Annotated in this window: 25 protein-coding genes; 8 read left to right on the top strand and 17 right to left on the bottom strand. The window is 60.1% G+C overall.

Annotated elements, in window-relative coordinates; all coding sequences use genetic code 11:
• The first annotated feature begins 13 nt into the window (after positions 1 to 13).
• On the top strand, positions 14 to 607 hold the full coding sequence (locus tag DNK59_RS00745) for a phosphoheptose isomerase (protein ID WP_007928463.1): 594 nt from the start codon (positions 14 to 16) through the stop codon (positions 605 to 607).
• Positions 604 to 1,182: a BON domain-containing protein gene (locus tag DNK59_RS00740; RefSeq protein ID WP_110721974.1), complete on the top strand. Its 579-nt coding sequence runs from the start codon at positions 604 to 606 to the stop codon at positions 1,180 to 1,182. The genes DNK59_RS00745 and DNK59_RS00740 overlap by 4 nt, the downstream gene beginning before the upstream one ends.
• 53 nt (positions 1,183 to 1,235) lie before the next feature.
• Here DNK59_RS00740 and DNK59_RS00735 read toward each other — a convergent pair whose 3' ends face one another.
• The 7 genes from DNK59_RS00735 to rplM form a co-directional block, all read right to left on the bottom strand.
• Positions 1,236 to 1,649, bottom strand: coding sequence for a ClpXP protease specificity-enhancing factor (locus tag DNK59_RS00735; protein WP_060840973.1), 414 nt, complete (start codon positions 1,647 to 1,649; stop codon positions 1,236 to 1,238).
• A gap of 16 nt (positions 1,650 to 1,665) precedes the next feature.
• Entirely contained in the window at positions 1,666 to 2,283 is a 618-nt protein-coding gene (locus DNK59_RS00730) for a glutathione S-transferase N-terminal domain-containing protein (protein ID WP_110721973.1), read from the bottom strand.
• Positions 2,284 to 2,433: 150 nt separating this feature from the next.
• The gene (locus DNK59_RS00725; protein WP_110721972.1) at positions 2,434 to 3,213 is read right to left on the bottom strand and encodes a cytochrome c1; all 780 of its coding nucleotides are present in this window, start codon (positions 3,211 to 3,213) and stop codon (positions 2,434 to 2,436) included.
• Positions 3,213 to 4,424: a cytochrome bc complex cytochrome b subunit gene (locus tag DNK59_RS00720; protein WP_092310491.1), complete on the bottom strand. Its 1,212-nt coding sequence runs from the start codon at positions 4,422 to 4,424 to the stop codon at positions 3,213 to 3,215. The genes DNK59_RS00725 and DNK59_RS00720 overlap by 1 nt, the downstream gene beginning before the upstream one ends.
• The gene (gene petA, locus DNK59_RS00715) at positions 4,424 to 5,017 is read right to left on the bottom strand and encodes a ubiquinol-cytochrome c reductase iron-sulfur subunit (protein WP_047306018.1); all 594 of its coding nucleotides are present in this window, start codon (positions 5,015 to 5,017) and stop codon (positions 4,424 to 4,426) included. The genes DNK59_RS00720 and petA overlap by 1 nt, the downstream gene beginning before the upstream one ends.
• A 253-nt stretch (positions 5,018 to 5,270) precedes the next feature.
• Positions 5,271 to 5,663, bottom strand: a complete 393-nt coding sequence (gene rpsI / locus DNK59_RS00710) for a 30S ribosomal protein S9 (RefSeq protein WP_003228056.1) — start codon at positions 5,661 to 5,663, stop codon at positions 5,271 to 5,273.
• Between the two features lie 14 nt (positions 5,664 to 5,677).
• Positions 5,678 to 6,106, bottom strand: coding sequence for a 50S ribosomal protein L13 (gene rplM, locus DNK59_RS00705; RefSeq protein ID WP_007928449.1), 429 nt, complete (start codon positions 6,104 to 6,106; stop codon positions 5,678 to 5,680).
• Between the two features lie 247 nt (positions 6,107 to 6,353).
• Here rplM and DNK59_RS00700 point away from each other — a divergent pair, with 247 nt between their 5' ends.
• Positions 6,354 to 7,394, top strand: a complete 1,041-nt coding sequence (locus DNK59_RS00700; protein WP_110721971.1) for an NADP(H)-dependent aldo-keto reductase — start codon at positions 6,354 to 6,356, stop codon at positions 7,392 to 7,394.
• 60 nt (positions 7,395 to 7,454) lie between these two features.
• Here DNK59_RS00700 and DNK59_RS00695 read toward each other — a convergent pair whose 3' ends face one another.
• Positions 7,455 to 8,591 carry an acyl-CoA dehydrogenase family protein gene (locus tag DNK59_RS00695; RefSeq protein WP_110721970.1) on the bottom strand — a complete coding sequence of 379 codons (1,137 nt, stop codon included), beginning with the start codon at positions 8,589 to 8,591 and terminating at the stop codon, positions 7,455 to 7,457.
• A 244-nt stretch (positions 8,592 to 8,835) separates the two neighbouring features.
• Between DNK59_RS00695 and DNK59_RS00690 the strand changes: the two genes are divergently transcribed.
• Positions 8,836 to 9,735: a GlxA family transcriptional regulator gene (locus DNK59_RS00690; RefSeq protein WP_177431194.1), complete on the top strand. Its 900-nt coding sequence runs from the start codon at positions 8,836 to 8,838 to the stop codon at positions 9,733 to 9,735.
• Between the two features lie 42 nt (positions 9,736 to 9,777).
• On the opposite strand, the gene zapE is transcribed toward DNK59_RS00690, so the two are convergent.
• The 3 genes from zapE to DNK59_RS00675 form a co-directional block, all read right to left on the bottom strand.
• Positions 9,778 to 10,872: a cell division protein ZapE gene (zapE, locus tag DNK59_RS00685; protein WP_092310480.1), complete on the bottom strand. Its 1,095-nt coding sequence runs from the start codon at positions 10,870 to 10,872 to the stop codon at positions 9,778 to 9,780.
• Between the two features lie 88 nt (positions 10,873 to 10,960).
• The gene (locus DNK59_RS00680; RefSeq protein WP_110721969.1) at positions 10,961 to 12,316 is read right to left on the bottom strand and encodes a tryptophan--tRNA ligase; all 1,356 of its coding nucleotides are present in this window, start codon (positions 12,314 to 12,316) and stop codon (positions 10,961 to 10,963) included.
• Positions 12,317 to 12,340: 24 nt separating this feature from the next.
• Complete coding sequence (locus tag DNK59_RS00675; RefSeq protein ID WP_110721968.1) at positions 12,341 to 12,970, bottom strand: alpha/beta hydrolase; 630 nt, start codon at positions 12,968 to 12,970, stop codon at positions 12,341 to 12,343.
• A gap of 144 nt (positions 12,971 to 13,114) precedes the next feature.
• Between DNK59_RS00675 and DNK59_RS00670 the strand changes: the two genes are divergently transcribed.
• Complete coding sequence (locus DNK59_RS00670; protein ID WP_092310471.1) at positions 13,115 to 13,549, top strand: YhcB family protein; 435 nt, start codon at positions 13,115 to 13,117, stop codon at positions 13,547 to 13,549.
• A gap of 78 nt (positions 13,550 to 13,627) precedes the next feature.
• On the opposite strand, the gene DNK59_RS00665 is transcribed toward DNK59_RS00670, so the two are convergent.
• From DNK59_RS00665 to DNK59_RS00650, 4 genes are all read right to left on the bottom strand, one after another.
• Positions 13,628 to 14,374, bottom strand: a complete 747-nt coding sequence (locus DNK59_RS00665) for an OmpA family protein (protein WP_047306025.1) — start codon at positions 14,372 to 14,374, stop codon at positions 13,628 to 13,630.
• A 111-nt stretch (positions 14,375 to 14,485) separates the two neighbouring features.
• Complete coding sequence (locus DNK59_RS00660; RefSeq protein ID WP_092310468.1) at positions 14,486 to 15,130, bottom strand: MBL fold metallo-hydrolase; 645 nt, start codon at positions 15,128 to 15,130, stop codon at positions 14,486 to 14,488.
• 58 nt (positions 15,131 to 15,188) lie between these two features.
• Positions 15,189 to 15,689, bottom strand: a complete 501-nt coding sequence (locus DNK59_RS00655) for a methylated-DNA--[protein]-cysteine S-methyltransferase (RefSeq protein ID WP_092310465.1) — start codon at positions 15,687 to 15,689, stop codon at positions 15,189 to 15,191.
• Between the two features lie 163 nt (positions 15,690 to 15,852).
• Complete coding sequence (locus DNK59_RS00650; RefSeq protein ID WP_092310462.1) at positions 15,853 to 16,107, bottom strand: hypothetical protein; 255 nt, start codon at positions 16,105 to 16,107, stop codon at positions 15,853 to 15,855.
• A 298-nt stretch (positions 16,108 to 16,405) separates the two neighbouring features.
• On the opposite strand from DNK59_RS00650, the gene DNK59_RS00640 reads away from it, so the two are divergent.
• From DNK59_RS00640 to DNK59_RS00630, 3 genes are all read left to right on the top strand, one after another.
• Positions 16,406 to 17,080, top strand: a complete 675-nt coding sequence (locus tag DNK59_RS00640) for a response regulator transcription factor (protein ID WP_110721966.1) — start codon at positions 16,406 to 16,408, stop codon at positions 17,078 to 17,080.
• Positions 17,073 to 18,410, top strand: coding sequence for a HAMP domain-containing sensor histidine kinase (locus DNK59_RS00635; RefSeq protein WP_110721965.1), 1,338 nt, complete (start codon positions 17,073 to 17,075; stop codon positions 18,408 to 18,410). The genes DNK59_RS00640 and DNK59_RS00635 overlap by 8 nt, the downstream gene beginning before the upstream one ends.
• 240 nt (positions 18,411 to 18,650) lie before the next feature.
• Positions 18,651 to 19,553 (top strand): LysR family transcriptional regulator, encoded by a 903-nt coding sequence (locus tag DNK59_RS00630; RefSeq protein ID WP_092310450.1) that lies wholly within the window; start codon positions 18,651 to 18,653, stop codon positions 19,551 to 19,553.
• 37 nt (positions 19,554 to 19,590) lie between these two features.
• On the opposite strand, the gene DNK59_RS00625 is transcribed toward DNK59_RS00630, so the two are convergent.
• Both DNK59_RS00625 and DNK59_RS00620 read right to left on the bottom strand, forming a co-directional pair.
• The gene (locus DNK59_RS00625) at positions 19,591 to 22,326 is read right to left on the bottom strand and encodes a LuxR C-terminal-related transcriptional regulator (protein ID WP_110721964.1); all 2,736 of its coding nucleotides are present in this window, start codon (positions 22,324 to 22,326) and stop codon (positions 19,591 to 19,593) included.
• Positions 22,327 to 22,634: 308 nt separating this feature from the next.
• Positions 22,635 to 23,999, bottom strand: a complete 1,365-nt coding sequence (locus tag DNK59_RS00620) for a DUF1329 domain-containing protein (protein ID WP_092317040.1) — start codon at positions 23,997 to 23,999, stop codon at positions 22,635 to 22,637.
• Positions 24,000 to 24,020: the final 21 nt, after the last annotated feature.

Genomic DNA, 24,020 nt, shown 5'->3' with positions numbered 1-24,020 from the left:
TAAGGTCACACAGATGGACATGCAATCCCGAATTCGCCAGCTTTTTCAGGCCAGTATCGACACCAAGCAACAGGCGATGGACGTACTTGCACCGCACATCGAGCAAGCCAGCCAAGTCATGGTCAACGCCCTGCTCAATGAGGGCAAAATGCTCTCCTGTGGCAACGGTGGTTCTGCGGGCGACGCCCAGCACTTTTCCTCCGAACTGCTCAACCGCTTCGAACGTGAACGGCCCAGCCTGCCAGCCATCGCCCTGACCACCGATAGCTCGACCATCACTTCGATCGCCAACGACTACAGCTATAACGAAGTCTTTTCCAAGCAAATCCGTGCCCTGGGACAACCTGGCGACGTATTGCTGGCGATTTCCACCAGCGGCAACTCGGCCAACATCATTCAAGCCATCCAGGCCGCACATGATCGAGAAATGATTGTCGTAGCATTGACCGGTCGCGATGGTGGAGGCATGGCTTCCCTGCTGCTGCCTGAAGATGTTGAAATTCGCGTACCAGCCAACGTCACCGCACGCATTCAAGAAGTCCACCTGCTGGCGATCCACTGCCTATGCGACTTGATCGACAGCCAACTGTTCGGGAGTGAAGAATGACCCCTAAACGCCTTGGCCTCCTGGCCTTGACCTTGTGCCTCGGCATCACTGGTTGCAGCTCGGTGATTACCGCCACCCGCGACAAACCCATTGATGACGATCGCGGCACTCGCACCTTCGGCAGCAAGATCGACGACTCACTGATCGAAACCAAAGTCGCCGTCAACGTTGCCAAGGCCAACCCGGACCTGGAAAACAACTCGCACATTGTCGTCACCAGCTTCAACGGCATTGTCCTGCTGGCAGGCCAGACTCCACGCCCCGACCTCAAGGCAACAGCCGAACAGGCCGCCAGCGAAGTGCAGCGAGTCAAGAAGGTCCATAACGAACTGCAGGTTCTGCCACCCTCCGGCTTTCTGGCACGACAGAACGATGGCTGGCTGACCACCAAGATCAAGACTCAGATGCTCACCGACGCCAGCATTCCCGGATCGCGGATCAAGGTCGTCACCGAAAATGGCATCGTCTACCTGCTAGGCCTGCTGACCCAACAGGAAGCCGCACAAGCCACCAATCTGGTCCAGGGTGTCTCCGGTGTGCAAAAAATCGTCAAACTGTTCGAATACATCGACTGACACAGCACGGCGTCAGGCATAAAAAAGGCGATCCATCTGGATCGCCTTTTTTATTACTTGACCACTTTCAAGCTGGGCCGACCGCTGGGGCGCGGCGGTTCACTGTCCGGTGGCGGCAAATCGTCATCCGGCTCAATGTCATCCTCTTCATCCAGAGGCGACTCCAGATCAAAGACCATGCCCTGACCATTCTCTCGCGCATAGATGCCGAGGATCGCCGCTACCGGTACGTGCAAGCTATGGGGCACACCGCCGAAGCGCCCTTCAAAGGTCACGGCGTCGTTATCCATGTGCAGATGACGTACCGCACTGGGAGAAATATTCAGGACAATTTGCCCATCACTGGCAAAGCCCTGAGGCACCTGCACGGCTGGATAGTCGGAATTGACCAGCAGGTGCGGGGTGCAATCGTTGTCCACAATCCACTCATAGAGCGCGCGGACCAGGTAAGGTCGACTGGAGTTCATAGCGGCTCCTTAAGCCTCAGCGCATATCACGTTCGACGCCAGACAGACTTGCCTGGAAAGCCTCACGTGCAAATTGGCGGTCCATATAATCAAGCAGCGGCTTGGCCTGCCGCGGCAATTCGATACCCAGGATTGGCAACCTCCAGAGTATGGGCAGTAGGCAGCAGTCCACCAGGCTTTGTTCCTCACTGAGAAAAAATGGCTTGTCAGCGAACAACGGAGACACTCCGGTCAGGCTTTCACGCAACTCCTTACGCGCCTGCACCCGCGCCACCTCCTTGGTCCGCGGATCCAGGATCAGATCCACCTGCCCGCACCAATCACGCTGGATTCGGTGCATCAGCAAACGACTGTTGGCACGCGCAACAGGGTAAACCGGCAACAACGGCGGATGAGGGTAACGCTCATCCAGGTACTCCATCACCACTGTCGATTCCCACAACGCCAGGTCTCGATCAACCAGCGTTGGCAAGCTCCCGTAAGGATTCACTTCGATCAGCTTCGGCGGCTGACGCCCCGCCTCCACACTGATGATCTCGGCGCTGACACCCTTCTCCGCCAGCACAATGCGCACCCGGTGGGAATAGTGGTCGGCGGGGTCGGAGTAACAGGCCAACCGATTGGTCACGCCCATGGCGATCCTCCTCGCTTGTTGAAATTATCGGAAGCAGAAAAAACGAGCGCGCCCTCAGGGCGCCTCTGGTAACCCCCGAATGATACAGGGTTGTTACTGTTCAGAGACGCCCTTGGGCGCGCACGCTCAACAACTGATGCTTAAAACCTATTAATGCACATCCTTCCAGTATTCGCGCTTGAGCAGATAGGCGAACACGAAGAAGAAGGCCAGGTACAGCAGTACGTAAGTACCGATGCGCTGGTGCTGCAGCTTGACCGGGTTAGCCGAGTAAGCCAGGAAGGTCACCAGATTCTTGACCTTCTCGTCGAACTGCGCCTCATTGAGAGCACCGGTACCCTCTTTGACTGTCAGTTGGTCGCACGCCTCGTGAGTCAGAGGAGTACCAGTCAGCGGATCGTATTGTTTCTTACCGTCCTCAACGATCTGCACCTGCTTGCAACCGACCACCTGACGCCCTTGCAGACCGACCAGAACGTTAGGCATACCAACGTTCGGGAAGACCTTGTTGTTCACACCCCAAGGGCGCGCAGGGTCTTCATAGAAGGACTTGAGGTAGCCATAGAGCCAGTCAGTGCCGCGAACACGAGCTACCAGAGTCAGGTCAGGTGGCGCTGCACCGAACCAGGTCTTGGCATCAGCCGGCTGCATGCCGATGTTCATGTGATCGCCAATCTTGGCACCGGTAAAAACCAGCTTGCTCAACATCAGGTCGTGAGGAATGCCCAAGTCATCGGCAACCCGCTCATAACGCTGGAACTTGGCGCTGTGGCAGCCCATGCAGTAGTTGGCGAAAGTACGCGCGCCGTCTTGCAGGGCGGCCTTGTCGGACAGGTCGATATCAACCTTCTCCAACTCAGGACCAGCGGTATTCGCGAAAGACAACACAGGCATAGCAGCAAGAATCAGTACAGCAAATAGCTTTTTCATCAGCCAGTCACCCTTTCCGGAACCGGTTTGGTCTTCTCGAGCCTGGTGTAGAACGGCATCAGAATGAAGTAGGCGAAGTACAGGAAGGTACATACCTGCGACAGCAGCGTACGGCCCGGAGTCGGTGCCAAGACACCCAGCACACCCAGGATCACGAACGAGATGCAGAACACCAGCAACCAGATCTTGCTCAGCCAGCCTTTGTAGCGCATGGACTTGACCGGACTACGGTCAAGCCAAGGCAGTACGAACAGGACCGCGATTGCAGCGCCCATGGCGATAACACCCAAGAGCTTGTCCGGCACCGCACGCAGGATCGCGTAGAACGGCGTGAAGTACCAAACCGGAGCAATGTGCTCTGGGGTCTTGAACGGGTTGGCTTGCTCGAAGTTCGGCTTCTCAAGGAAGTAACCACCCATTTCAGGGAAGAAGAACACGATCGAGCAGAAGATGAACAGGAACACCACTACGCCGACGATATCCTTCACGGTGTAGTAAGGGTGGAAAGGGATGCCATCCAGAGGGACGCCGTTCTCATCCTTGTTCTTCTTGATATCTACACCATCCGGGTTGTTCGAACCCACTTCGTGCAACGCCAGGATGTGCAGCACCACCAGACCGAGAATCACGATCGGCAGGGCTACTACGTGCAGGGCGAAGAAGCGGTTCAGAGTAATCCCGGAAATCAGGTAGTCACCACGAATCCACTGGGTCAGGTCGTCACCAATCACGGGGATCGCACCGAACAGCGAGATGATCACCTGGGCCCCCCAGTAGGACATCTGCCCCCAAGGCAGCAGGTAGCCCATGAAGGCCTCAGCCATCAGCGCCAGGTAGATCAGCATGCCGAACAGCCACACCAGCTCACGAGGCTTCTGGTAGGAACCGTAGAGCAAGCCACGGAACATATGCAGATAGACCACGATGAAGAACGCCGAAGCACCGGTGGAGTGAAGCAGACGCAGGATCGCGCCGTACTCGACGTCGCGCATGATGTATTCAACGGAGGCAAAGGCCTCTTCCGCCGAAGGGGTGTAGCTCATGGTCAGCCAGACACCGGTAACGATCTGATTGACCAGAACCAGCAGCGCCAAGGAGCCAAAGAAATAGAAGAAGTTGAAGTTCTTCGGAGCGTAATACTTGCTGAGATGGTCTTCCCACATCTTGGTCGCGGGGAAACGCGCATCAACCCAATCCATGAACTTGCTCATCACGCTTTCTCCGTGTCGACGCCAATGACGATGATGTCATCCGACTCATAGGAATGCGGGGGTACTGGCAGGTTCAGGGGCGCAGGCTGCGCCTTGTAGACGCGACCAGCCAGATCGTAGTGGGAGCCGTGGCAAGGGCAGAAATAGCCACCTACCCAGTCCTTGCCCAGATCGGCGGGCGCCACTTCAGGACGGAAGGTCGGAGAACAACCCAGGTGAGTACAGATCCCGATCAGCAGCAGAATCTCTGGCTTGATCGAACGCACTTCCGGATCGACGTAGGTTGGTTGTACCGAGTTCTTGGAGTCAGGGTCAGACAGTTGGCCCTCGATCTTTTTAAGATTCCCCAGGATTTCCTCTGTACGGCGGACGATGAACACCGGCTGACCACGCCACTCAGCAATCATCTGCTGACCTGGGTCGATCTTGCTGATATTCACTTTCACCGGTGCACCTGCGGCTTTCGCCTTGGCACTGGGAAACCATGACCCCACGAACGGGACCGCAGCCCCCACCGCTCCTGCAGCACCCACCACGGATGTGGCTGCTACTAAGAAGCGACGCCGGCCTGCATTCACGCCGTCATTGCTCATTCAGTCCTCTCCCATCAGCTTTGTGGCCTGTTAAATCAGGCATCTACTAAGTAAAAATCTGAACTTATAAAAATTTTGCCGAATGGTAATGAAAAGCCCCTATTCTGACAAGGTAATTACCAAGCCAAGCCAGCCCGAGGCCTTGTAGTATAGGGCCTCCGCGGATGTGGCAAGTTGTCACAGAGCAAATTTCAGACAATAAAAAACGCCCAGCTCCGCAAGGAGGCTGGGCGTTTTTGAACGCAGTAACGAATTAACGCTTGGAGTATTGCGGACGCTTACGCGCTTTACGCAGACCCACTTTCTTACGCTCAACTTCACGTGCGTCACGGGTTACGAAACCGGCTTTACGCAGAGCGCTGCGCAGAGTCTCGTCGTAATCCATCAGAGCGCGAGTGATGCCGTGGCGGATTGCGCCAGCTTGACCACTTACACCGCCGCCGATAACGGTAACGTAGATATCGAACTTCTCGACAGTCTCGGTCAGCTCCAGCGGTTGACGAACTACCATGCGGGCAGTTTCGCGACCGAAGAAGTTATCCAGGGAACGGTTGTTGATCGAGATGTTGCCAGTGCCCGGACGCAGGAAAACGCGTGCGGTTGCAGTCTTGCGACGGCCAGTGCCGTAATTTTGAGTCGCCGACATAATGAACTATTCCGTTAAATCTTCAGTTCTTGGGGCTGCTGAGCAGTATGAGGGTGAGCAGCGCCCGCATAGACTTTCAGCTTACGGTACATGTCGCGACCCAGCGGGTTCTTAGGCAGCATGCCTTTTACCGCGGTCTCGATCACGCGCTCAGGGGCTTTGGCGATCAGCTTTTCGAAGTTGATCGACTTGATGCCGCCCGGGAAACCGGAGTGGGAGTAGTACATTTTGTCAGTGGTTTTAGCGCCAGTAACACGTACCTGCTCGGCATTGATAACGACGATGTAGTCGCCGGTGTCAACGTGAGGAGTGTACTCAGGCTTGTGCTTGCCACGCAGACGGCTCGCGATTTCGGTGGCCAGACGACCCAGGGTCTGACCAGCAGCGTCGACGACGAACCAGTCGCGCTTTACTGTTTCCGGTTTAGCAGTAAAAGTTTTCATTCTTTATAGCCTCAGGGGCCGCCCAGCAAAATAGACGGCGGATCTTACTGAATAGTGCGTACTTTGACAAGGTCAAAGGCAGCCGGACACAGACGCTATCGGGGGCTCGGGTCAGCGCGTCTGGGATACGGCAAGATTCTTCGGCAGGCGGCGCATCACTTCCACTGCAGAAAGAGCTGCCGAATTATGCAGATTGCGAAAAAAATTTCAACCTGCTTTTATGATTGTTTTGCCAAGGGAGTACCCGATGGACTACCGCCAGCTGGGCCGAACCGACCTCAACGTGAGCGCAATTTGCCTGGGCACCATGACCTGGGGCGAGCAGAATACCGAGGCTGAAGCCTTCGCTCAGATCGAGCGAGCCAAACACGCCGGAATCAATTTCATCGACACCGCCGAGATGTACCCGGTGCCACCCAAGGCCGACACCTACGCCACCACCGAGCGCTACATAGGCAACTGGTTCAAACAGCGCGGCGACCGTGCCGACTGGATCCTGGCCAGCAAGATCGCCGGCCCCGGCAACACCATCGACTACATCCGCGACAAACAACTCAAGCACAACCGTAAACACATAATCGAAGCCGTGGATGCCAGCCTCAAGCGCTTGCAGACCGACTGGATCGACCTTTATCAGTTGCACTGGCCCGAGCGCAGCACCAACTTCTTCGGTCAACTGGGCTACAAGCACCAGGCCGACGAAAACTTCACCCCGCTGGAAGAAACCCTCGAGGCCCTGGACGAACAGGTCAAGGCCGGCAAGATCCGCCATATCGGCCTGTCCAATGAAACGCCCTGGGGCACCATGAAGTTCCTCGCCCTGGCCGAAAGCCGTGGCTGGCCTCGCGCGGTTTCGATCCAGAACCCCTACAACCTGCTCAACCGCAGCTTTGAAGTGGGCCTGGCGGAAATCGCCATTCGCGAACAATGCGGCCTGCTGGCCTACTCGCCCCTAGCGTTTGGCTACCTGTCCGGCAAATACCAAGGCGGCGCGCGACCAGCCAAGGCTCGACTGAGCCTCTACAGCCGCTTCAGCCGCTACTTCAATCCGCAGTCGGAAGCGGCCTGCGACCGTTACGTCGCCCTGGCCCGCGAACACGGGCTGGACCCAGCGCAGATGGCCCTGGCCTTCGTCAACCAGCAGCCGTTCGTGACCAGCAACATCATCGGCGCCACGACCCTGGAACAGTTGGATAGCAACATCGCCAGTGCCGAACTGAAATTGTCACAGGAAGTCCTGGCCGGGATCGAGGCGATCCACAAGGACCACCCCAACCCCGCCCCTTAAAAACTTCAGGACCTGAATTGCCGGCAAATAGGCGTCGCCCATTCGCCGGCAAGCCCGCTACTAGAGTGAACGGGCGATGATTTCCTTCATGATCTCGTTGGTCCCGGCATAAATGCGCTGTACCCGGGCGTCGGCCCAGGCCCGGGCTACCGGGTACTCCCACATGAAGCCGTAACCGCCGTGCAACTGCACGCACTCGTCGAGCACCTTGCACTGCAGATCGGTGCCCCAGTACTTGGCCATCGCAGCCGTCGGCACATCGAGTTTGCCTTGCAGATGCAGCTCCAGGCAGCGGTCGACAAACACCCGGCCAATCTGGATTTGCGTGGCCATTTCCGCCAGTTTGAAGCGGGTGTTCTGGAAATCGGCAATTGCCTTGCCGAAAGCCTTGCGTTCACGGGTGTATTCCAAGGTCCATTGCAGCGCCGCCTCCGCGCTGGCCAAACCGCCAATGGCTACAGTCAGGCGCTCCTGAGGCAACTCCTGCATCAGGTAGGCGAATCCCATTCCAGCCTGTCCCAGCAGATTTTCCTTAGGCACGCGCACATCCTGGAAAAACAACTCCGAAGTGTCCTGAGCCTTCATCCCGACCTTTTCCAGACGCTTGCCCTTGGAGAACCCCGGCGTATCGGCCTCCACCAGAAACAGGCTGGTGCCCTTGGCCCCGGCCTTGGGATCGGTCTTGGCCACCACAATCACCAGATCCGCCAGATAGCCGTTGGTAATAAAGGTCTTGGAGCCATTGATCACATACTCGTCGCCATCGAGCACCGCCGTGGTCTTCACCCCTTGCAGGTCGGAGCCGGCGCCCGGCTCGGTCATGGCGATGGCCGTCACCATTTCACCCGACACCAGACGGGGCAGGTATTTGTGTTTCAACGCCTCACTGCCGTAATGCAGGATGTAGGGCGCAACAATGTCCGAATGCAGAGAGAAACCAATGCCCGTCAGCCCCAGCCGGCCGATCTCCTCGATCACCACCGCACTGTAGAGAAAATCCGCACCCAGGCCGCCGTACTCCTCGGGAATGTGTGAGCACAGCATCCCCGCCTCCCCGGCCTTGTTCCACAACTGGCGGTCGATATGGCCCTGTTTTTCCCACTCACCATGGAAAGGCACAGCCTCTTTTTCAAGGAACGTCCGCACGCTGTCACGGAAGAGTTCGTGCTCGGAACTGAACAAGGTTCTTGGGATCATGCAGGCACCTGTGATGTTTATTGATCATGGGTTGGCTGCCAGAGCCTAAGGCCAGCCACTTGCACGGGACACTGGACACATCCGACAAAAAATAAGACGATCCAGCCGTCTGGTGACCACTTTCCCCTATAAGAATAATTGAATTATGTCTAACCAAACCTCCACGCCCTTGCGGCGCGTCAGCATCCTGGCCATCGACCGGGTATTCGCCTCCACCCTCATGCAAGCCAAGGATTTCTTCCATCTGGCCAGCCTGCGATACGGCAAACAATTGGGCCAAGGCCTGACCCCGGCCTTCGAAACCCGCCTGGTCAGTCCCGATGGCCAGCCGGTTTGCAGCTTCAGCAACGTGATCATGCCGGTGGACGGCCCGCTGGAAGACACAGACGTGATCATCCTCCCGGCGTTCTGGGACGACTTCGACACCCTGTGCCAGCGTTATCCACAGATACTGCCCTGGCTGCGCGCCCAGCACGCCCGCGGTGCCGTGCTCTGCGGCGAGGCCACCGGCGTGTTCTGGCTGGCCGAAACCGGGCTGCTCAACGGCAAGGAAGCCACCACCTACTGGCGCTTCTTCAGCGCCTTCAGCGAGCGCTTCCCCCAGGTCCAGCTCAATCAGGACAAGCACCTGACCGACGCCGACAACCTCTATTGCGCCGGCGGCACCACTTCGGCCTGCGACTTGTACATCTACCTGATCGAACGCTTCTGCGGCGCCAACGTAGCCCAGGCCGTGGCTCGGGACATCCTTTACGAAGTGCAACGCAACTACGCCCCCGGACGCATCGGCTTTGGCGGCCAGAAGCTGCATCAGGACGTGATCATCCTGCAGATCCAGCACTGGCTCGAAGAGCACTTCGCCGACAAGTTCCGCTTCGAGGACGTAGCCCGCGAGCATGGCATGAGCATTCGCAACTTCATGCGCCGCTTCCAGACCGCCACCGGCGACAAGCCTCTGCATTACCTGCAGCGGCTGCGGATTGAAACCGCCAAGGGCCTGCTCTCGGGAACGCGCAAGAGCATCAAGACCATCAGCTACGAAGTCGGCTACGACGACGCCAGCTTCTTTGCCCGCCTGTTCCGCCAGCACACCGAACTCTCACCCAACCAATACCGCCAGCAGTTCCAGCAACAGGCGGCATAAAAAAAGGGCCTGCAATGCAGGCCCTTGTTCATTTGGCGACTCTTACGGCTTGTGTGCCCGCGACAGGAACTCGTGGGACTGCATCTCCAGCAACCGGCTGAGGGTTCGCTGGAACTCGAACGTCAGGCGTCCACCGGTATACAGATCCTTGAGCTCGACCTCGGCGGAGATGATCAACTTGACGTTACGGTCATAGAACTCGTCGACCATGTTGATGAAGCGCCGAGCAATGTCGTCAGTGGTCACGCTCATCTGCTCCACGCCGCTGAGCAACACCGCGTGGAAGATCTTGCCCAGTTCGATGTAATCGTTCTGGCTGCGGGGACCGTCGCACAGCTCGCGGAAATCGAACCAGGCCACATCATCACAGGTACGCAGGGCACGAATTTCGCGGTTCTCGATGATCAACACATCGTTTTCCACCGCCTGAGTGCATTCAGGCGTCAGCGCCCGGAAGCTCTTGCGCAGGCTTTCATGAGCCGCTTCATCCAAGGGGTAATGAAACAGCTCGGCCTGCTCAAGATGCCGTAGACGGTAGTCGACACCGCTGTCGACGTTGACGATCTCGGTGTTCTGCTTGATCAGGGCAATCGCCGGCAGGAAGCGCGCGCGCTGCAAGCCATCCTTGTACAAGCCGTCCGGAACGATGTTCGAAGTGGCGACCAGGGTCACGCCGTTCTTGAACAGTTCTTCCATCAGGGTGCCGAGAATCATCGCATCGGTAATGTCGGAGACGAAGAACTCGTCGAAGCAGATCACCCGCGCCTCTTGCGAGAAGCGTTTGGCGATGATGGTCAGCGGATTCTTCTCGCCCCCCAACGTCTTCATCTCTTCGTGGACGCGCTTCATAAAGCGGTGAAAGTGCGTACGAACCTTTTCCTTGAACGGTAGTGCTTCGAAGAAGGTATCAACCAGATAGGTCTTGCCGCGCCCTACCCCCCCCCAGAAATACAGACCCTTGACCGGCGCCTGATCCTTCTTGCCGAACAGCTTGCCGAGCAGCCCCGGCTTGTTTTGCTCGGCTGCAATCAGATCGTCGTAAAGACGCTGCAGATGACGCACAGCGGTTTCCTGTGCCGCGTCATGAAAGAAGTCCGGGCGTTTCAGATCTGCTTGGTATCGTTCTAGGGGCGTCATAATTCGTTAGCAAGGCAACAAAAACGGGCCGTCACTTTAGCGACGGCCCTGGGGAATGGCAATCAGCCCTTGGTCGGGAAGATTCCGATTAGTCCTGCACTGGGGTCAGCGCAATCCGCAGTGCCTCTATGGCCGCATCACGCGCGGCAGCGTCGGCGAACTCAGGGCTGTCAGCTACACAGGCACCTTCGAGCCAGACGCTGAAACTGCCGGCTTCGCTGCGCAGATCCAGCGCCTGCCCGGACTGCAGCTGTTTGCTCACCGCACCGGCCGCCTTGCCATCGGCGAAGTGGCGCGACAGCAGCAACTGCTCGCCATCGGCAGACAGCAGGCGGAAACGGAAACGGCCATCGTCTTCACGGAAGCTGATGAAGCGCGCAGCCTTGGCGGCCTTTTTCTTGGTCGTGGCAGCAACCTGCACCTGGCTGGCAAAGGAGCGCAGGCCCACGGCTTCGCGCAACTCGGCGAGGAACGGCGTGGCCACGGCACGGGCCTTGACGGCGCCGGCACGCAGGATGTCTTCCAGGTCCGCCGGGCGTGCAATCAACTGGTGATAACGCTCGCGGGCTTCGCCCAGCTCGGCGTCCAGCAATTGGAACAGGCGGTTCTTGGCTTCTCCCCAACCCAGGCCCTGAAGCAATTGCGCGCGGAACTCGGCAGCCTGCGCCGGGGTGGAGAAGGCCTGGAACAAGGTAAACAGGTGAGAGTTGTCCGGATCCTTGGCTTCGCCCGGCGCCTTGGAGTCGGTGACGATCCGCGAGATCGCGTCCTTCATGTCCTTGGCGCTGGTGAACAGCGGGATGGTGTTGTCGTAACTCTTGGACATCTTGCGCCCGTCCAGCCCCGGCAGGGTGGCGACGCTTTCCTCGATCAGCGCCTCGGGCATGGCGAAGAATTCCTTGCCCTGGCCGAACAGGTGGTTGAAGCGCTGGCCGATATCACGGGCCATCTCCACGTGCTGGATCTGATCCCGGCCGACCGGCACCTTGTGGGCGTTGAACATCAGGATGTCCGCGGCCATCAGTACCGGGTAGCTGTACAGCCCCATGGTGATGCCGGCATCCGGGTCTTCACCGGCTTCCAGGTTCTTGTCCACCGAAGCCTTGTAGGCATGGGCGCGATTGAGCAGCCCCTTGGCCGCGACGCAGGTCAGCAACCAGGTCAGTTCCGGGATTTCCGGAATGTCCGACTGGCGATAGAAAGTCACGCGCTCCACATCCAGGCCACCGGCCAACCAGGTGGCCGCAATCTCCTGACGCGAGCGCTGGATGCGCAACGGATCGTCGCACTTGATCAGCGCGTGGTAGTCGGCCAGGAAGTAGAAGGAGTCGGCATTGCTATCGCGACTGGCAAGAATCGCCGGGCGAATCGCACCGGCATAGTTGCCCAGGTGCGGGGTGCCGGTGGTGGTGATGCCGGTGAGGATACGCGTACGAGTAGTCATGGGTAATCGCTTATCAGACTGCTATCAATTCGAAAGTCGCGGCAGCACCAGATCTTTCAGATCGGTGAGCTTGCCATGAAAAAAGTGCCCGCATTCTGCCACTTTCAGCAGCTCATGGGGGCGAACAAGCGCGTCGGACCAGTCGTAGACTGCCTGTGGGTCGATGACTTCATCGGTTTCCGGCTGGATCAGGGTCAGTGGGCAGCTCTGCGGCAGCAGGTCACTTTCACGCAGGCGGGTGACCGCCGCCGCGACCATGAACAGGTGCTTGAGCTGCACGCCCTGGGCTTCCAGGCGCCCGCCAAGGCTGGCGGCGACAAAGCCGCCGAAGGAGAACCCCTGCAGGGTCAAAGGCAGCCCCGGATGCTGGGCCAGCAGCCACTGCGCGGCCGCCTGGGCATCATCGACTTCGCCACTGCCCATGTCGTGACTACCCTCACTGGCGCCCACGCCGCGATAGTTGAAACGCAAGGTGATCAACCCAGCATCCCGTGCCGTGCGTTGCAAGGTGGACACCACCTTGTTGAGCATGGTGCCGCCCTGCACCGGATTGGGGTGACAGATCAGCGCCACGCCACGAGCATCGGGCACCTGCAGATACAGGGCTTCCAGTTGGCCCACAGGGCCGGCAATCACTACAGGGGTTTCACGCATTAGCAAGGAAGGAACTCCGTGACCTCGAAGGGGGTCGACTCGTCTAGCAAATGGTCTGTGCCAATCTATTGCGAGTGAATCGCGGTATACAGCGCAGGTTCGAGCCGTTAACGTAAAGCAAAGCCGTTTATAGAGGAAGGACTCGTGGAACACTCGCTCTTAGTTTGGTTGTTGCCGACTCTTGCCCTGGTCGCGGGTGTCGCCATTGGATTCCTGGTTGCTCGCCTGCTGCCCAATGCCGCGCCTAACCGCACGCAGCGTCAGTTGGACGATATTCAGGAACGTTTCGACAATTATCAGAACGAAGTGGTCACCCACTTCAACAGCACTGCCACCCTGGTGAAAAAACTCACCCAGAGCTATCAGGAAGTGCAGGACCATCTCGCCGAGGGCGCCAACCGCCTGGCCCTGGACGAACTGACCCGCCAGCGCCTGCTGGCCGCCCTGCACTCGGAGTCGGTGCAGGCTCCTCGTGAACGCCTGACACCACCGCGGGACCAGGAGCCGCCACGGGACTACGCGCCAAAGGCGCCTAATGCCCCCGGCATGCTCGACGAGCAATACGGCCTGAAGAAGTAATACGCCTCAGCCATTAAAAAGCCCGCCCGATCTGCATCGGGCGGGCTTTTTTGTGCCTGGGTTTCGCCAGGGACGCTTTTAGTACTGCTGACCTTGCTGCTGGTAAGGCTGCTGATACTGCTGGTTGGGCTGCTGATATTGCTGACCCGGAATGGCCTTGAGGTTGACCTCCACCCGACGGTTCTGAGCACGACCATTGACGTCGGCGTTGCTGGCGATCGGGTTGTCCGGACCGGCGCCGCGAGCGGACAGGTTGGCACTACTCACGCCCTGAGACGTCAGGTAGGTCGCCACGCTCTGGGCACGACGCTGGGACAGGTCCATGTTGTGCTGGCGGCTGCCGGTGCTGTCGGTGTAGCCGACGATCTCGATCTGGTTCTGGTTGAACTCGCGAAGGGAGTTGGCCAGGTTGTTCAGCGGCTGATAGAAGCTGGGAGCGATGTTCGCCGAGTCGGTGGCGAAGGTGATGTTACCCGGCATGATCAGCTTGATCTGATCACCCTGACGCTGCACTTCAACCCCGGTATTGGCCATGCTGGCGCGCAGTTTCTTTTCCTGCTGGTCGGCGTAGTAACCGTAACCGGCGGCGGATGCACCCACCACGGCGGCACCGATCAGCGCCCCCTTGCCACGGTTGTTGTGGTCGATGGCGGCACCGGCCAAGGCACCGGCCAGGGCACCCAGGCCACCGTATTTTGCAGTTTTGCTCATGCCCGACGAGCCGCCGTCGGCCTGCCCCTGATTGTCATAGGGGTTAGGCGAAGCGCAGCCGGACAACAAGGCCACAGCAGTAGCGACAACAATCAAACGACGCGAGGTGAACATGGAAAGCTCCTACTTTTTGCATTCTGTGGTGCAGCGGACGTTGGCAACAGACCTTTGCTGGCGTTGGAACACGCGAAACGGCAAAGATTCCGTGAGCAGCAGAGTAAATCCTCAGGCCCTCACAAACGGATTCTGACGCATTTCATCCCCCAGCCGAGTGTCTGGACCGTGCCCGGCCACCACTGTGGCGTCTTCGTCGAGGGTGTACAGACGCTGCTTGATCGAACGCACCAGGGTGGCCTGATCTCCGCCCCACAAATCCGTGCGTCCGACCCCACGCTTGAACAGTGTGTCGCCAGCAATCAGAAGCTTAGCTTCAGAAAACCAAAAGCTCATGGAGCCCGGGGTATGCCCGGGGGTATGCAAGGCCACGCCGCATCCACAGGCCAACTCTTCCTCGTGATCCAGCCAGCGGTCCGGCGACGGCACCGGGGTAAAGGGCACGCCGAACATGCTGCATTGCATCTCCAGGTTGTCCCAGAGGAACTGATCGTCCTTGTGCAGATGCAAGGTGGCGCCGGTCTTTTCCTTCATCTGCCCCGAGGCCAGGAAATGGTCCAGATGAGCATGGGTGTGAATGATGCTCACCACCTTCAGCCCCAGGGCATCGAGGCGGGCCATGATCAAGTCCGGATTGCCGCCCGGATCGACCACTATGGCTTTCTTGGTCAGCGGGTCACCGATGATGGTGCAGTTGCACTGCAACGGACCGACGGGAAAAGTCTCGCGAATCAGGCTGGGGGTAACGGCGCTCATGACAAGGCTCCAGAAAAAACGATCGGCCATTCTGGCACAGCTCGCCGCCACCGCTGACTCAGAACCTCAGCTGCAGCGTCTCTTCGCCTTCCAGCGCCAGCAGATACTGCTTGGCCTGCAACCCACCGGCAAAGCCGGTCAGGCTTCCCGAAGCGCCGATCACGCGATGACAGGGAGCAACAATCGAAATCGGGTTCCGGCCATTGGCCGCCCCGACTGCCCGCACCGCCTTGGGGTGGCCGATCTGCCGGGCAATCTGGCCGTAGCTGCGGGTTTCACCGAATGGAATGGTCAACAGCGCCTGCCAGACCAGGCACTGGAACTCGGTGCCAGCAAAATCCAGCTCCAGCTCGAAACGCTCGCGGCTGCCGGCAAAGTACTCTTGCAACTGACGCTCGGTTTCCCGCAACAGCGGATGATCGGCCGCTTCCTGCAACGGCCCGAGACGAACCCGATTCTGCCGTTCATGCTCCCAGAGAATCGCCGCCAACTTGCTTCCCCTGGCGACCAGGGTCAGTTGGCCAACCGGGGACGCCATCAATTTGAATACGCAGGACATCTCAGCTCTCCTTCAGTCCGCCAGTGGAGTCAGGCGGGCATCTTGCGCATGCCGCACCGTCCTCTCGAGAGCCTGCACTGTAAAGGGAGATTCAAGCGCAAGAACCACGTTTCTTGCGTTTGAATCCCATGGCGCAGATTCCGCGCATCGAGCGTGCCTGGGGCTAGTCGTCCTCATCCACCAGGTAACAATTGTCACTGCTGCTGCGATGCCCACGGGGATCAACGATAAAGGCTCCGCGGCCCTGGCCGCATTCGAGCAAGCGCACCGGCGCCAGCTCGCGCTGACTGTCGATCTGCGCATTCAGACGCACGATATACACCCCAAGGGAAATCGATACACAAAGAATCAACACCAGACACCCCACCAACTGATCGGTGTAACGGGCGCCGGAGTCATCAGAAAGTACTGGCGACATAATCCGACCCTACTGGCTCCTTGCCCTGTCCCATCGCCAACCAACTCAATGGACCTCCCTGCCCCAGGCGCACCAGAGGCCCCCTGGAGGGTAGTACACAGGCCATCAGGAGCAAGACAATCATAAGCAGCAAGACACCTTTGACCACTGAAAACAGGTTCACGGCAGACGGCACTCCGGACGAGTTGATCCCCAGCTTAGGCCGCGCCGGGTTAACACTGGGTAAACATAGGTAGAACCCTATCCGACTCCGCTATCCTTCCCTCCCTGAGCGCCAAGGGTCCAGGGGGACATACCCGTGCATATCAACCTGCTGCTGGTCGAGGACAACCTCGATCTGGCCAATACCGTCATCGAATACCTGGAAATCAGCGGCATCGTCTGCGACCACGCCAGCAACGGCCAGACCGGCCTTAACCTGGCTCTGGGCCAGCACTACGACGTGATCCTCCTCGACATCATGCTGCCGCGACTGGACGGCCAGCAGCTGTGCCAACAGTTGCGCCAGCAAGGCAGCCAGACGCCAATCCTGATGCTCACTTCACTGGACGCCCTTTCCGACAAGCTCGCCAGCTTTGCCGCCGGGGCCGATGACTACCTGGTCAAACCCTTCGAGCTGGCGGAACTGGTAGCCCGCATCCGCGCCCTGAGCATGCGCCGCAGTGGCCAGGCCAGCCGCCTGCAAGTGGCCGACCTGGTCATGGAACTGTCCACCCGCAAAGTCAGCCGCGCAGGCCAGGAACTGCACCTGTCGCCCATTTGCTGGACCTTGCTGGAATGCCTGATGCGCGCCAGCCCGGAACCCGTGACCCGCGAGCGCCTGGAGGCGACCGTCTGGGGCGATGAACCGCCGGACAGCAATACCCTCAAGGTGCACATGCACCGGCTGCGCAAGACCGTGGACAAATCCTTCAGCCAGCCGCTGATCCACACCATTCCCGGTATTGGCATACAGATGAGGTCACATGCGTAACGGTCTGGGTTTGAAATGGGTGATCAGCGGCAGTTTCCTGCTGCTGATCGCCGTCGTCTTGCTGATCTACAGCCTGCTCCTGCCCGAATACAGCGTGCGCGGCCTGCTCTACACCGCCAGCGCCATGATGGAAGAAGAAGCCCAGTACTTCGCCAGGCACTACAAGAAGGACCCAAACACCCCGCCGCCGCACAATTACTTCTATACCAGCGTCATCGGCAAGGAAGCCCTGCCGGAGAAAATCCGCCACTTGCTGGACACCCCGCCCAGCCTGTCCTTCGGCGCGCTGCAGGCCTTCGGCGACCTGGACTCCGATGACGAGAATGAAGGACGGGCGGTCCTGGCCCAGCCGCTGAGCGACGGCAAGATCCTGTACATGTACGACGTCGACCACGACATGGAAGAAGGCGGCGAAGTGGAGACGCCACTGTCCGACGCCTACATCGAGCGCCAGTTGCGCGGCGTCAACCTCATCAGCCTGGCGGTGTTCGTCCCGGCGCTGATCATCATCGCCCTGCTGGTCTGGTGGCTGGTAAGGCCCCTGGAGCGCCTGGCCCAGTGGTCCTCGACCCTCAAGGATGCGGACACGGTGTCCAGCCAGCGGCCGAGTTTCGGTTTCAAGGAGTTCAACATGCTCGCCGATACCCTGGCCCAAAGCGTGCAGCAGGTGCAGGCCGCCAGCCTGCGCGAAGGCCGCCTGCTGCGCTACACCAGCCATGAACTGCGCACCCCGCTGGCGGTGCTCAAGGCCAATATCGAACTGCTGACCCTGCAATCCGGCGGTGTCCTGCCGCCGCCCCTGCAACGTATCGAGCGCTCGGTACTGAACATGCAGCGCATTGCTGAAACCTTGCTGTGGATGAGCCGGGAACTGCCCGAACCCTTGCCCGAGGAGCCCATCGACATGAGCGGCCTGGTCACCGAACTGATCGAGGAGCACCGCTACCTGATCGGCACACGGGATATCGAACTGCTGCTGGACATCAGCAGTACGCCCTGCCGCTTGCCCCTGACCGCCTGCCGCATCGTGGTGGGCAACTTCCTGCGCAATGCCTTGCAGTACGCCGATGAAGGCAGCGTCGAGATCAGTTTCGACTATCCACAGCTGCGCATCGTCAACCGCATCCGGGAAGCCAAGCAGTTGGAGCCGTCCAACGACTTTGGCTATGGCCTGGGCCTGGAACTGATGCGGCAACTCAGTGCCCGGCTTGGCTGGCGCATTGAAGTCCTGATGGAGCAGCAACTCTTCACGGTCACCCTGGACTTCAATGCCGCCCCGCCCGCCGAGGAACTGCCTGCACCACAGAGCGCTCCAGAGACTCAGAGTTGACTGCCAGCGTTCTGCTCAAGAGCGCTGAAGGCCAGGAAATACCTGTTCACAAGCGATGAAAAAACTGCCTAGACCAGGCCCTCTCCGACAGCGCTTGTGAGTATCGTTGACGGACAAAAAACCACGCCCGGGGGCCTGTCGGTGCATAACTTGCTTGCAGGAAGCGGACTGCACCTTTCGCACTGCACTCAAGAACCGGGTCATACCGCCCCCGCGCCAAGGCAAAGAACGAGGTTCGCTGTGGCCACCTACAATCTGCGTCAACTCAAGTACTTCATCACCACCGTCGAATGCGGCAGCGTTGCCGAGGCGTCGCGCAAGCTGTATATCGCGCAGCCGTCGATCTCCACTGCCATCAAGGGCCTGGAGGACAGCTTCGGTGTCCAGTTGCTGATTCGCCATCACGCCCTGGGCGTGTCCCTGACCCCAAGCGGTGCACGCTTCTATCGCAAGGCCCAGGAACTGCTGCGCATGGCCAAGGAGTTCGAACAGAACGCCCTGGCCGACAATGATGTGGTGTCCGGGCAGATCGACATCGGCTGCTTTGAAACCGTGGCTCCGCTGTACCTGCCGCAACTGATCGCCGGTTTCAGCGCGCTCTATCCCGGCGTGGAGATACGCATCCGCGACGGCGAGCAACAGGAACTGGTGCAAGGCCTGACCGGGGGCGCCTTCGACCTGGTGATCCTGTATGAACACGAGTTGGACGGCACCATCGAAACCGAGCCGCTGATGCCCGCGCAACGCCCCTATGTGCTGCTGCCAGCCGATCATCGCTACGCCCAGCAAGCCCAGGTTTCACTGCGCGACCTGAGCCTGGAGCCGATGATCCTGCTGGATGTGCAACCCAGCCGGACCTACTTTGTCAGCCTGTTCGAAGAGTTGGGGCTGACCCCGCAGATCGCCTTCAGCTCGCCCTCCATCGAGATGGTGCGGGGCATGGTCGGCCAGGGCTTCGGCTTTTCGATCCTGGTGACCCGTCCCCACTCCCAGTGCTCCTACGACGGCAAGCCGGTGGTGTGCGTGGATATCGTCGAGGAGGTGACCGGCTCAGGCCTGGTCGCCGCCTGGCTCAAGCGTGGCCAGTTGACCAAGCCGGCGCGCCTGTTTGCCGACTACTGCAAGGAACACCTGGCCCGTTGAACGCACATTGCCGCCGACTCTCCCCACACCCGGGCGCCTAGCCCAGCAGCCCCAATTCCTGGGCCCGGGCCACTGCCTGGGTACGGCGCTCCACTCCCAGCTTGCTGTTGATATGGCTGGCATGGGTCTTGACCGTATGCAGGGAGATGAACAGCCGCTCACTGATCTCCTGATTGGAACAGCCCTGAGCGATCAGTTGCAGCACCGATAACTCCCTGGAGCTCAATGTTTCGCTGGGGGCCGCCGCTTCGTGAAGTTCCCGGGGAGTGGCGGGCAAGCGTTCCAGCAGCGCCTGGGTCAAGGCGGTCGGCAAGCCCTGCTGCAACTGCTCGCGCATCCAGCCGGAATGCTGCGCGATCAGTCCCTCGAAAGGCTGCAACGCGCCCCCCACCGCAGCTTCCAGGGCCTGGAGCAAATCCTGGCGGGCCTCGGGGCCACGCCCGAGCGCCAGCAATAACTGAGCCTTCTGGGTCAGGGCCATCACGCTCAACAGTTGCCGGCCGCTCTGCCGGCCATGCTCGTCCAACCGCCGCAAACGCTGCTCGGCCCTGGCAGCGTCGCCCTTGATGGTGTCCAGCCGGGCCTGCTGCAGCTCGATATGCAACGGCAGTTGCGGGTGAAACTCCGGCGGTGCCGCCGCCTGCTCGCCGGTGTAGGTCTGGCCCAGGCGGCCAAGCCAGGCCTCGGCCAGGTCGGTGCGCCCCTGAGCCAGCCACAGCTCGCATTTCACCAGGGTGATCATTGCCAGGTAGTAGATCGGCGGCACGTCCCAGATGTGCATCAAGCGCTCGGCTTCGGCGAGTTCGGCAAAGGCCCGGGCAAACTCGCCTCGCAGGCCCTCCAGCTTGGCGATCACGCAGTGGCCGATCAACACGCTGATATCGCGACCGGCCCGGGCCTCCACCAGCCCGGCCTGCAGACGCAGCAGACCGGTTTCAGGCTGGGCCCGCAGCGTCAGCAGATAGCCCTCATACAGGGTCAGCCGGGCCCGCACCGCGTACAGCCGTTGAGCCGACAGCCCCTGCAGCCGCCGCAACCCCTGGTACACCTCCTCCAACGCTCTGAGCACCTCGCCCCGCGCCTGCAGGACCCGGGCCCGATCGTAATGGGCCAGGGCCTCGAACAGCGGATTGCCAACTCGCTGCGCGAGCTCCAGGGATTCGCGATTGAGACTGCGGGCGCGCCACAGGTCGGCATCGGTAATCGCCAGGTTGGACAGGGTCGACAGGCACATCAGGCGCTGGCCGTAGCGCTTGTGCGGCAGGCTTTCCAGGGCTTCGCTGCAATAGGCCAGGGTTCTTTCGCGCTGCCCGCGACCACGGGCGATGATTCCGCTCAGGGCCAGCCATTGCGCCAGCATCGACTTCTGCGCGGTGGCCGAGGGCGCCGGCAAGAAACGACTCAAGTGCTCGGCCAGCTCTTGCGCGGCATCCAGCTGGCAGGCCAGGCCCAGGGCCCAGCTGTAAAGCACGATCAGGCGCGGAGTGCTGATCAACAGGCTGTCGGGCAGGTCCATCTTCCAGCGCAGCAGCATGCCGACATTCTGCTCCGCCAGCAGTTGCTCCTCCGACAGGTTCTGCACCAGGTTGGCCGCCACATCCAGGTGCCCGGCACGTAACGCCTGTTCCACCGCCTCATCCAGCAACCCCTGGGCATTGAACCAGCGACAGGCGCGCAGATGCAGACTGGCGGCCGGCACCAGGGCATTGGCCGTGGGCCGGGTGCGCAACAGATCGGAAAACAGGTGGTGATAGCGATACCAGTGCCCGTGCTCGTCCAGCGGCACCAGGAACACCTGATGGGCCTGCAGAAACCCGAGGATTTCGGCACTGTCATGGGCCTCGCGCAGGGCATCGCAGAGCTCGGCGCAAAAACGCTCCTGGGGCGCCGTGTCATAGAGGAACGCCTGGACTTCGGCGGGCAGGCAGTCAAGGACCTCCTCCAGCAGGTAGTCGCGGATCAGCCCTTCGCCCCCATGCAGCCCCTGGGGCAAGCTGCCCGGCGCCCCCGCCTCGGAGGCCGCCAGCATCCAGAAACGCAACCCCGCTACCCAGCCCTCGCTGCGCTGAATCAGGCTTTCCAGAGCCTCGCCACGCAAGGCGCTGCAGTGGCGATCCAGCAGACTCAGGGACTCGTCATGGGTCAGGCGCAGGTCCTGTTCATTGAGCTCCAGCAACTGTCGCGACAACCGCAGCCGCGCCAGATGCCAGTCCGGGCGCTGGCGACTGGTGACCAGCACCACCAGGCCATCGGGCAGGTGATTGAGGAAGAACTGCAGGCAGCGATCCAGCACCGGGCCCTGGGCCAGGTGATAGTCATCCAGCACCAGCAGCAGCGGTGTGCTGCCGGACAGGTGCTGCGCCAACTCGTCCAGCAGGCCGTCGAGCCACTCTTCAAAGGCGAAGGGTTGATGGCGCTGGCGCATTTTCAACAGCCCGAGAGACTGCCGGCCCAGTTGGGGAAAGTACTGCTGCAAGCCTGCCAGCAGACGCTCAAGGAAGCGTCCGGGATCGCTGTCCCGACGGCTCAACCCCAGCCACAGGCTCTGCCAGTTTCCCGGCAAGCCCTGGCAGAACTCCACCGCCAGCGAGCTCTTGCCGAATCCGGCCGGCGCGCTGACCAGCAACAGCCTGCCCTTCAACCCGGCGCTCAAGCGTTCGCAAAGACGCGGCCGCTGCACGTATCCGTCGGGCAGAGGGGGCCGATAGAAACGCCCTTCCAACGCGGGAATCACCGCGCTGGCAGACCGTTGAAGAGAAGACAGCTCAGTCATGGCCAACTCTTATTGATGTAGGGTTGTCGGCGTAGCAGATGCCCGCAGACTAGCGGTAAAAAGCGACCTGTTGAAGATTTTTGCGACCATTCGGGTAAAAAAGACTATGTCCAAATGGGTCAGATATATCTGACTGATCAGTCGATATTTCAGATTCTTATTAAGCAACTTGCTCATTCTCTTGAAGAAAACCAGCCTAGCCCACCTGGATTGTTGTGCACTTCCCCAAGCGCAGGATTTTTCAGGCAAAAAAAAGCCCCGAACCAGTCGGGGCAATTTCCGAGGATGCGGCCTCTATTTGCAGCGGCTCAGCGAACCCCGTCCTGACGCAGGGCGGCTGGGGTGAAATCGCTGGTGGTAGCGGTGAAGCCGAAGTCGTATGCCTGCTTCTCTTCGTTCTTCATGCCCAGCGCCAGGTAGCGGCCGGACTGCAAGTCGTAGAGGGTTTCCAGGGCGTACCACGGCACTTGCTTGTCGTAGTAGTTCTCGGCATGGGCCTCGGCCACGCGCCACAGTTGGCCACGACCGTCGTAATGGTCGATCACCGCCGCCTGCCAGGTGTCCTCGTCGATATAGAAGTCACGCTTGGCGTAGATGTGGCGCTGGCCTTCCTTCAGGGTCGCGACCACATGCCAGACCCGACGCAGCTCGTAGCGGGCCAGATCCTGGTTGATGTGCCCGGCCTTGATGATGTCGGCGTACTTCAGGCTCGGCGAGTCGAGCTTGTAGCTGTCGGAGGCGATGTACATCTCCTTCTTGCCTTCCAGTTTCCAGTCGTAGCGGTCCGGAGCGCCGTTGTACATGTCCAGGTTGTCGGAGGTACGCAGGCCGTCGGCCGCGGTACCCGGGCCGTCATAGGAGACTTGCGGAGCACGGCGCACACGCCGCTGGCCGGCGTTGTAGACCCAGGCCGAACGCGGTTCCTTCACCTGGTCGAGGGTTTCGTGAACCAGCAGCACACCACCGGCCAGACGCGCCGGGGCGGTCACTTTCTGCTTGAAGTAGAACAGGATGTTGCCCGGATTTTTCGGGTCGTAGTCCTTCATCTTGTCGCGGAACACGAACTGGTCCTGGAAGTACACCAGGCTGTAGGAGCCGTTGGCCTGCGGCGTGGCCTGGGTCACCAGGCGGGTCACGCTGCCACCGCGATAGCGGGTGATGTGGTTCCAGATCACTTCCACACCGCTTTTCGGGATCGGGAACGGGATCGCGGTTTCGAAGTTCTCCAGGCCGTTGCCGCCGGACACCAGGTTGGTTTTGGTGGCGTTGCGCTTGATCGCGGCGAACACGTCAGCCGGCACCGTGGCCCCGCGATGGGATGGATAGACCGGCATCTTGAAGGTTTCGGGGTAGCGTTTGAACATCGCGTACTGCCCCGGTGCCAGCTTGTCCTTGTACTGCTCGACGTTCTGCGCGGTGATGGTGAACAGCGGTTGCTCGCTGCCGAAGGGGTTGGACAGGAAACCCTTGCTGTCCACCGCGCCGGCGTTGGTCGCCAGCGGCTTCCAGGCCGGAATGGTGCCGGCGGCGTTGCCGGCCATTTCCGCGCCCATCGGCGTCAGGCTGGTGCCCAGCTTGGCCGCTTCATCGGCCGAAACCGCGGCCATGACCCCGGTGGCCAGCAGTGACAGTCCCAGCACACCGACGTGCAACAGACTCTTGGTGATTTTCATCATGTTGTTCTTCCTGAAAAT

Origin of the sequence: Pseudomonas sp. TKO26 (assembly GCF_003225665.1) — a bacterium.
GTDB classification, from domain to species: domain Bacteria; phylum Pseudomonadota; class Gammaproteobacteria; order Pseudomonadales; family Pseudomonadaceae; genus Aquipseudomonas; species Aquipseudomonas saponiphila.
This window is presented reverse-complemented; position numbering and strand designations above follow the sequence as displayed.

Coding starts and splice junctions, on each gene's coding strand:
- DNK59_RS00745 (WP_007928463.1), top strand. CDS start 14: ATGGACATGCAATCCCGAATTCGCCAGCTTTTTCAGGCCAGTATCGAC.
- DNK59_RS00740 (WP_110721974.1), top strand. CDS start 604: ATGACCCCTAAACGCCTTGGCCTCCTGGCCTTGACCTTGTGCCTCGGC.
- DNK59_RS00735 (WP_060840973.1), bottom strand. CDS start 1,649: ATGAACTCCAGTCGACCTTACCTGGTCCGCGCGCTCTATGAGTGGATT.
- DNK59_RS00730 (WP_110721973.1), bottom strand. CDS start 2,283: ATGGGCGTGACCAATCGGTTGGCCTGTTACTCCGACCCCGCCGACCAC.
- DNK59_RS00725 (WP_110721972.1), bottom strand. CDS start 3,213: ATGAAAAAGCTATTTGCTGTACTGATTCTTGCTGCTATGCCTGTGTTG.
- DNK59_RS00720 (WP_092310491.1), bottom strand. CDS start 4,424: ATGAGCAAGTTCATGGATTGGGTTGATGCGCGTTTCCCCGCGACCAAG.
- petA (WP_047306018.1), bottom strand. CDS start 5,017: ATGAGCAATGACGGCGTGAATGCAGGCCGGCGTCGCTTCTTAGTAGCA.
- rpsI (WP_003228056.1), bottom strand. CDS start 5,663: ATGTCGGCGACTCAAAATTACGGCACTGGCCGTCGCAAGACTGCAACC.
- rplM (WP_007928449.1), bottom strand. CDS start 6,106: ATGAAAACTTTTACTGCTAAACCGGAAACAGTAAAGCGCGACTGGTTC.
- DNK59_RS00700 (WP_110721971.1), top strand. CDS start 6,354: ATGGACTACCGCCAGCTGGGCCGAACCGACCTCAACGTGAGCGCAATT.
- DNK59_RS00695 (WP_110721970.1), bottom strand. CDS start 8,591: ATGATCCCAAGAACCTTGTTCAGTTCCGAGCACGAACTCTTCCGTGAC.
- zapE (WP_092310480.1), bottom strand. CDS start 10,872: ATGACGCCCCTAGAACGATACCAAGCAGATCTGAAACGCCCGGACTTC.
- DNK59_RS00680 (WP_110721969.1), bottom strand. CDS start 12,316: ATGACTACTCGTACGCGTATCCTCACCGGCATCACCACCACCGGCACC.
- DNK59_RS00675 (WP_110721968.1), bottom strand. CDS start 12,970: ATGCGTGAAACCCCTGTAGTGATTGCCGGCCCTGTGGGCCAACTGGAA.
- DNK59_RS00665 (WP_047306025.1), bottom strand. CDS start 14,374: ATGTTCACCTCGCGTCGTTTGATTGTTGTCGCTACTGCTGTGGCCTTG.
- DNK59_RS00660 (WP_092310468.1), bottom strand. CDS start 15,130: ATGAGCGCCGTTACCCCCAGCCTGATTCGCGAGACTTTTCCCGTCGGT.
- DNK59_RS00655 (WP_092310465.1), bottom strand. CDS start 15,689: ATGTCCTGCGTATTCAAATTGATGGCGTCCCCGGTTGGCCAACTGACC.
- DNK59_RS00650 (WP_092310462.1), bottom strand. CDS start 16,107: ATGTCGCCAGTACTTTCTGATGACTCCGGCGCCCGTTACACCGATCAG.
- DNK59_RS00635 (WP_110721965.1), top strand. CDS start 17,073: ATGCGTAACGGTCTGGGTTTGAAATGGGTGATCAGCGGCAGTTTCCTG.
- DNK59_RS00625 (WP_110721964.1), bottom strand. CDS start 22,326: ATGACTGAGCTGTCTTCTCTTCAACGGTCTGCCAGCGCGGTGATTCCC.
- DNK59_RS00620 (WP_092317040.1), bottom strand. CDS start 23,999: ATGAAAATCACCAAGAGTCTGTTGCACGTCGGTGTGCTGGGACTGTCA.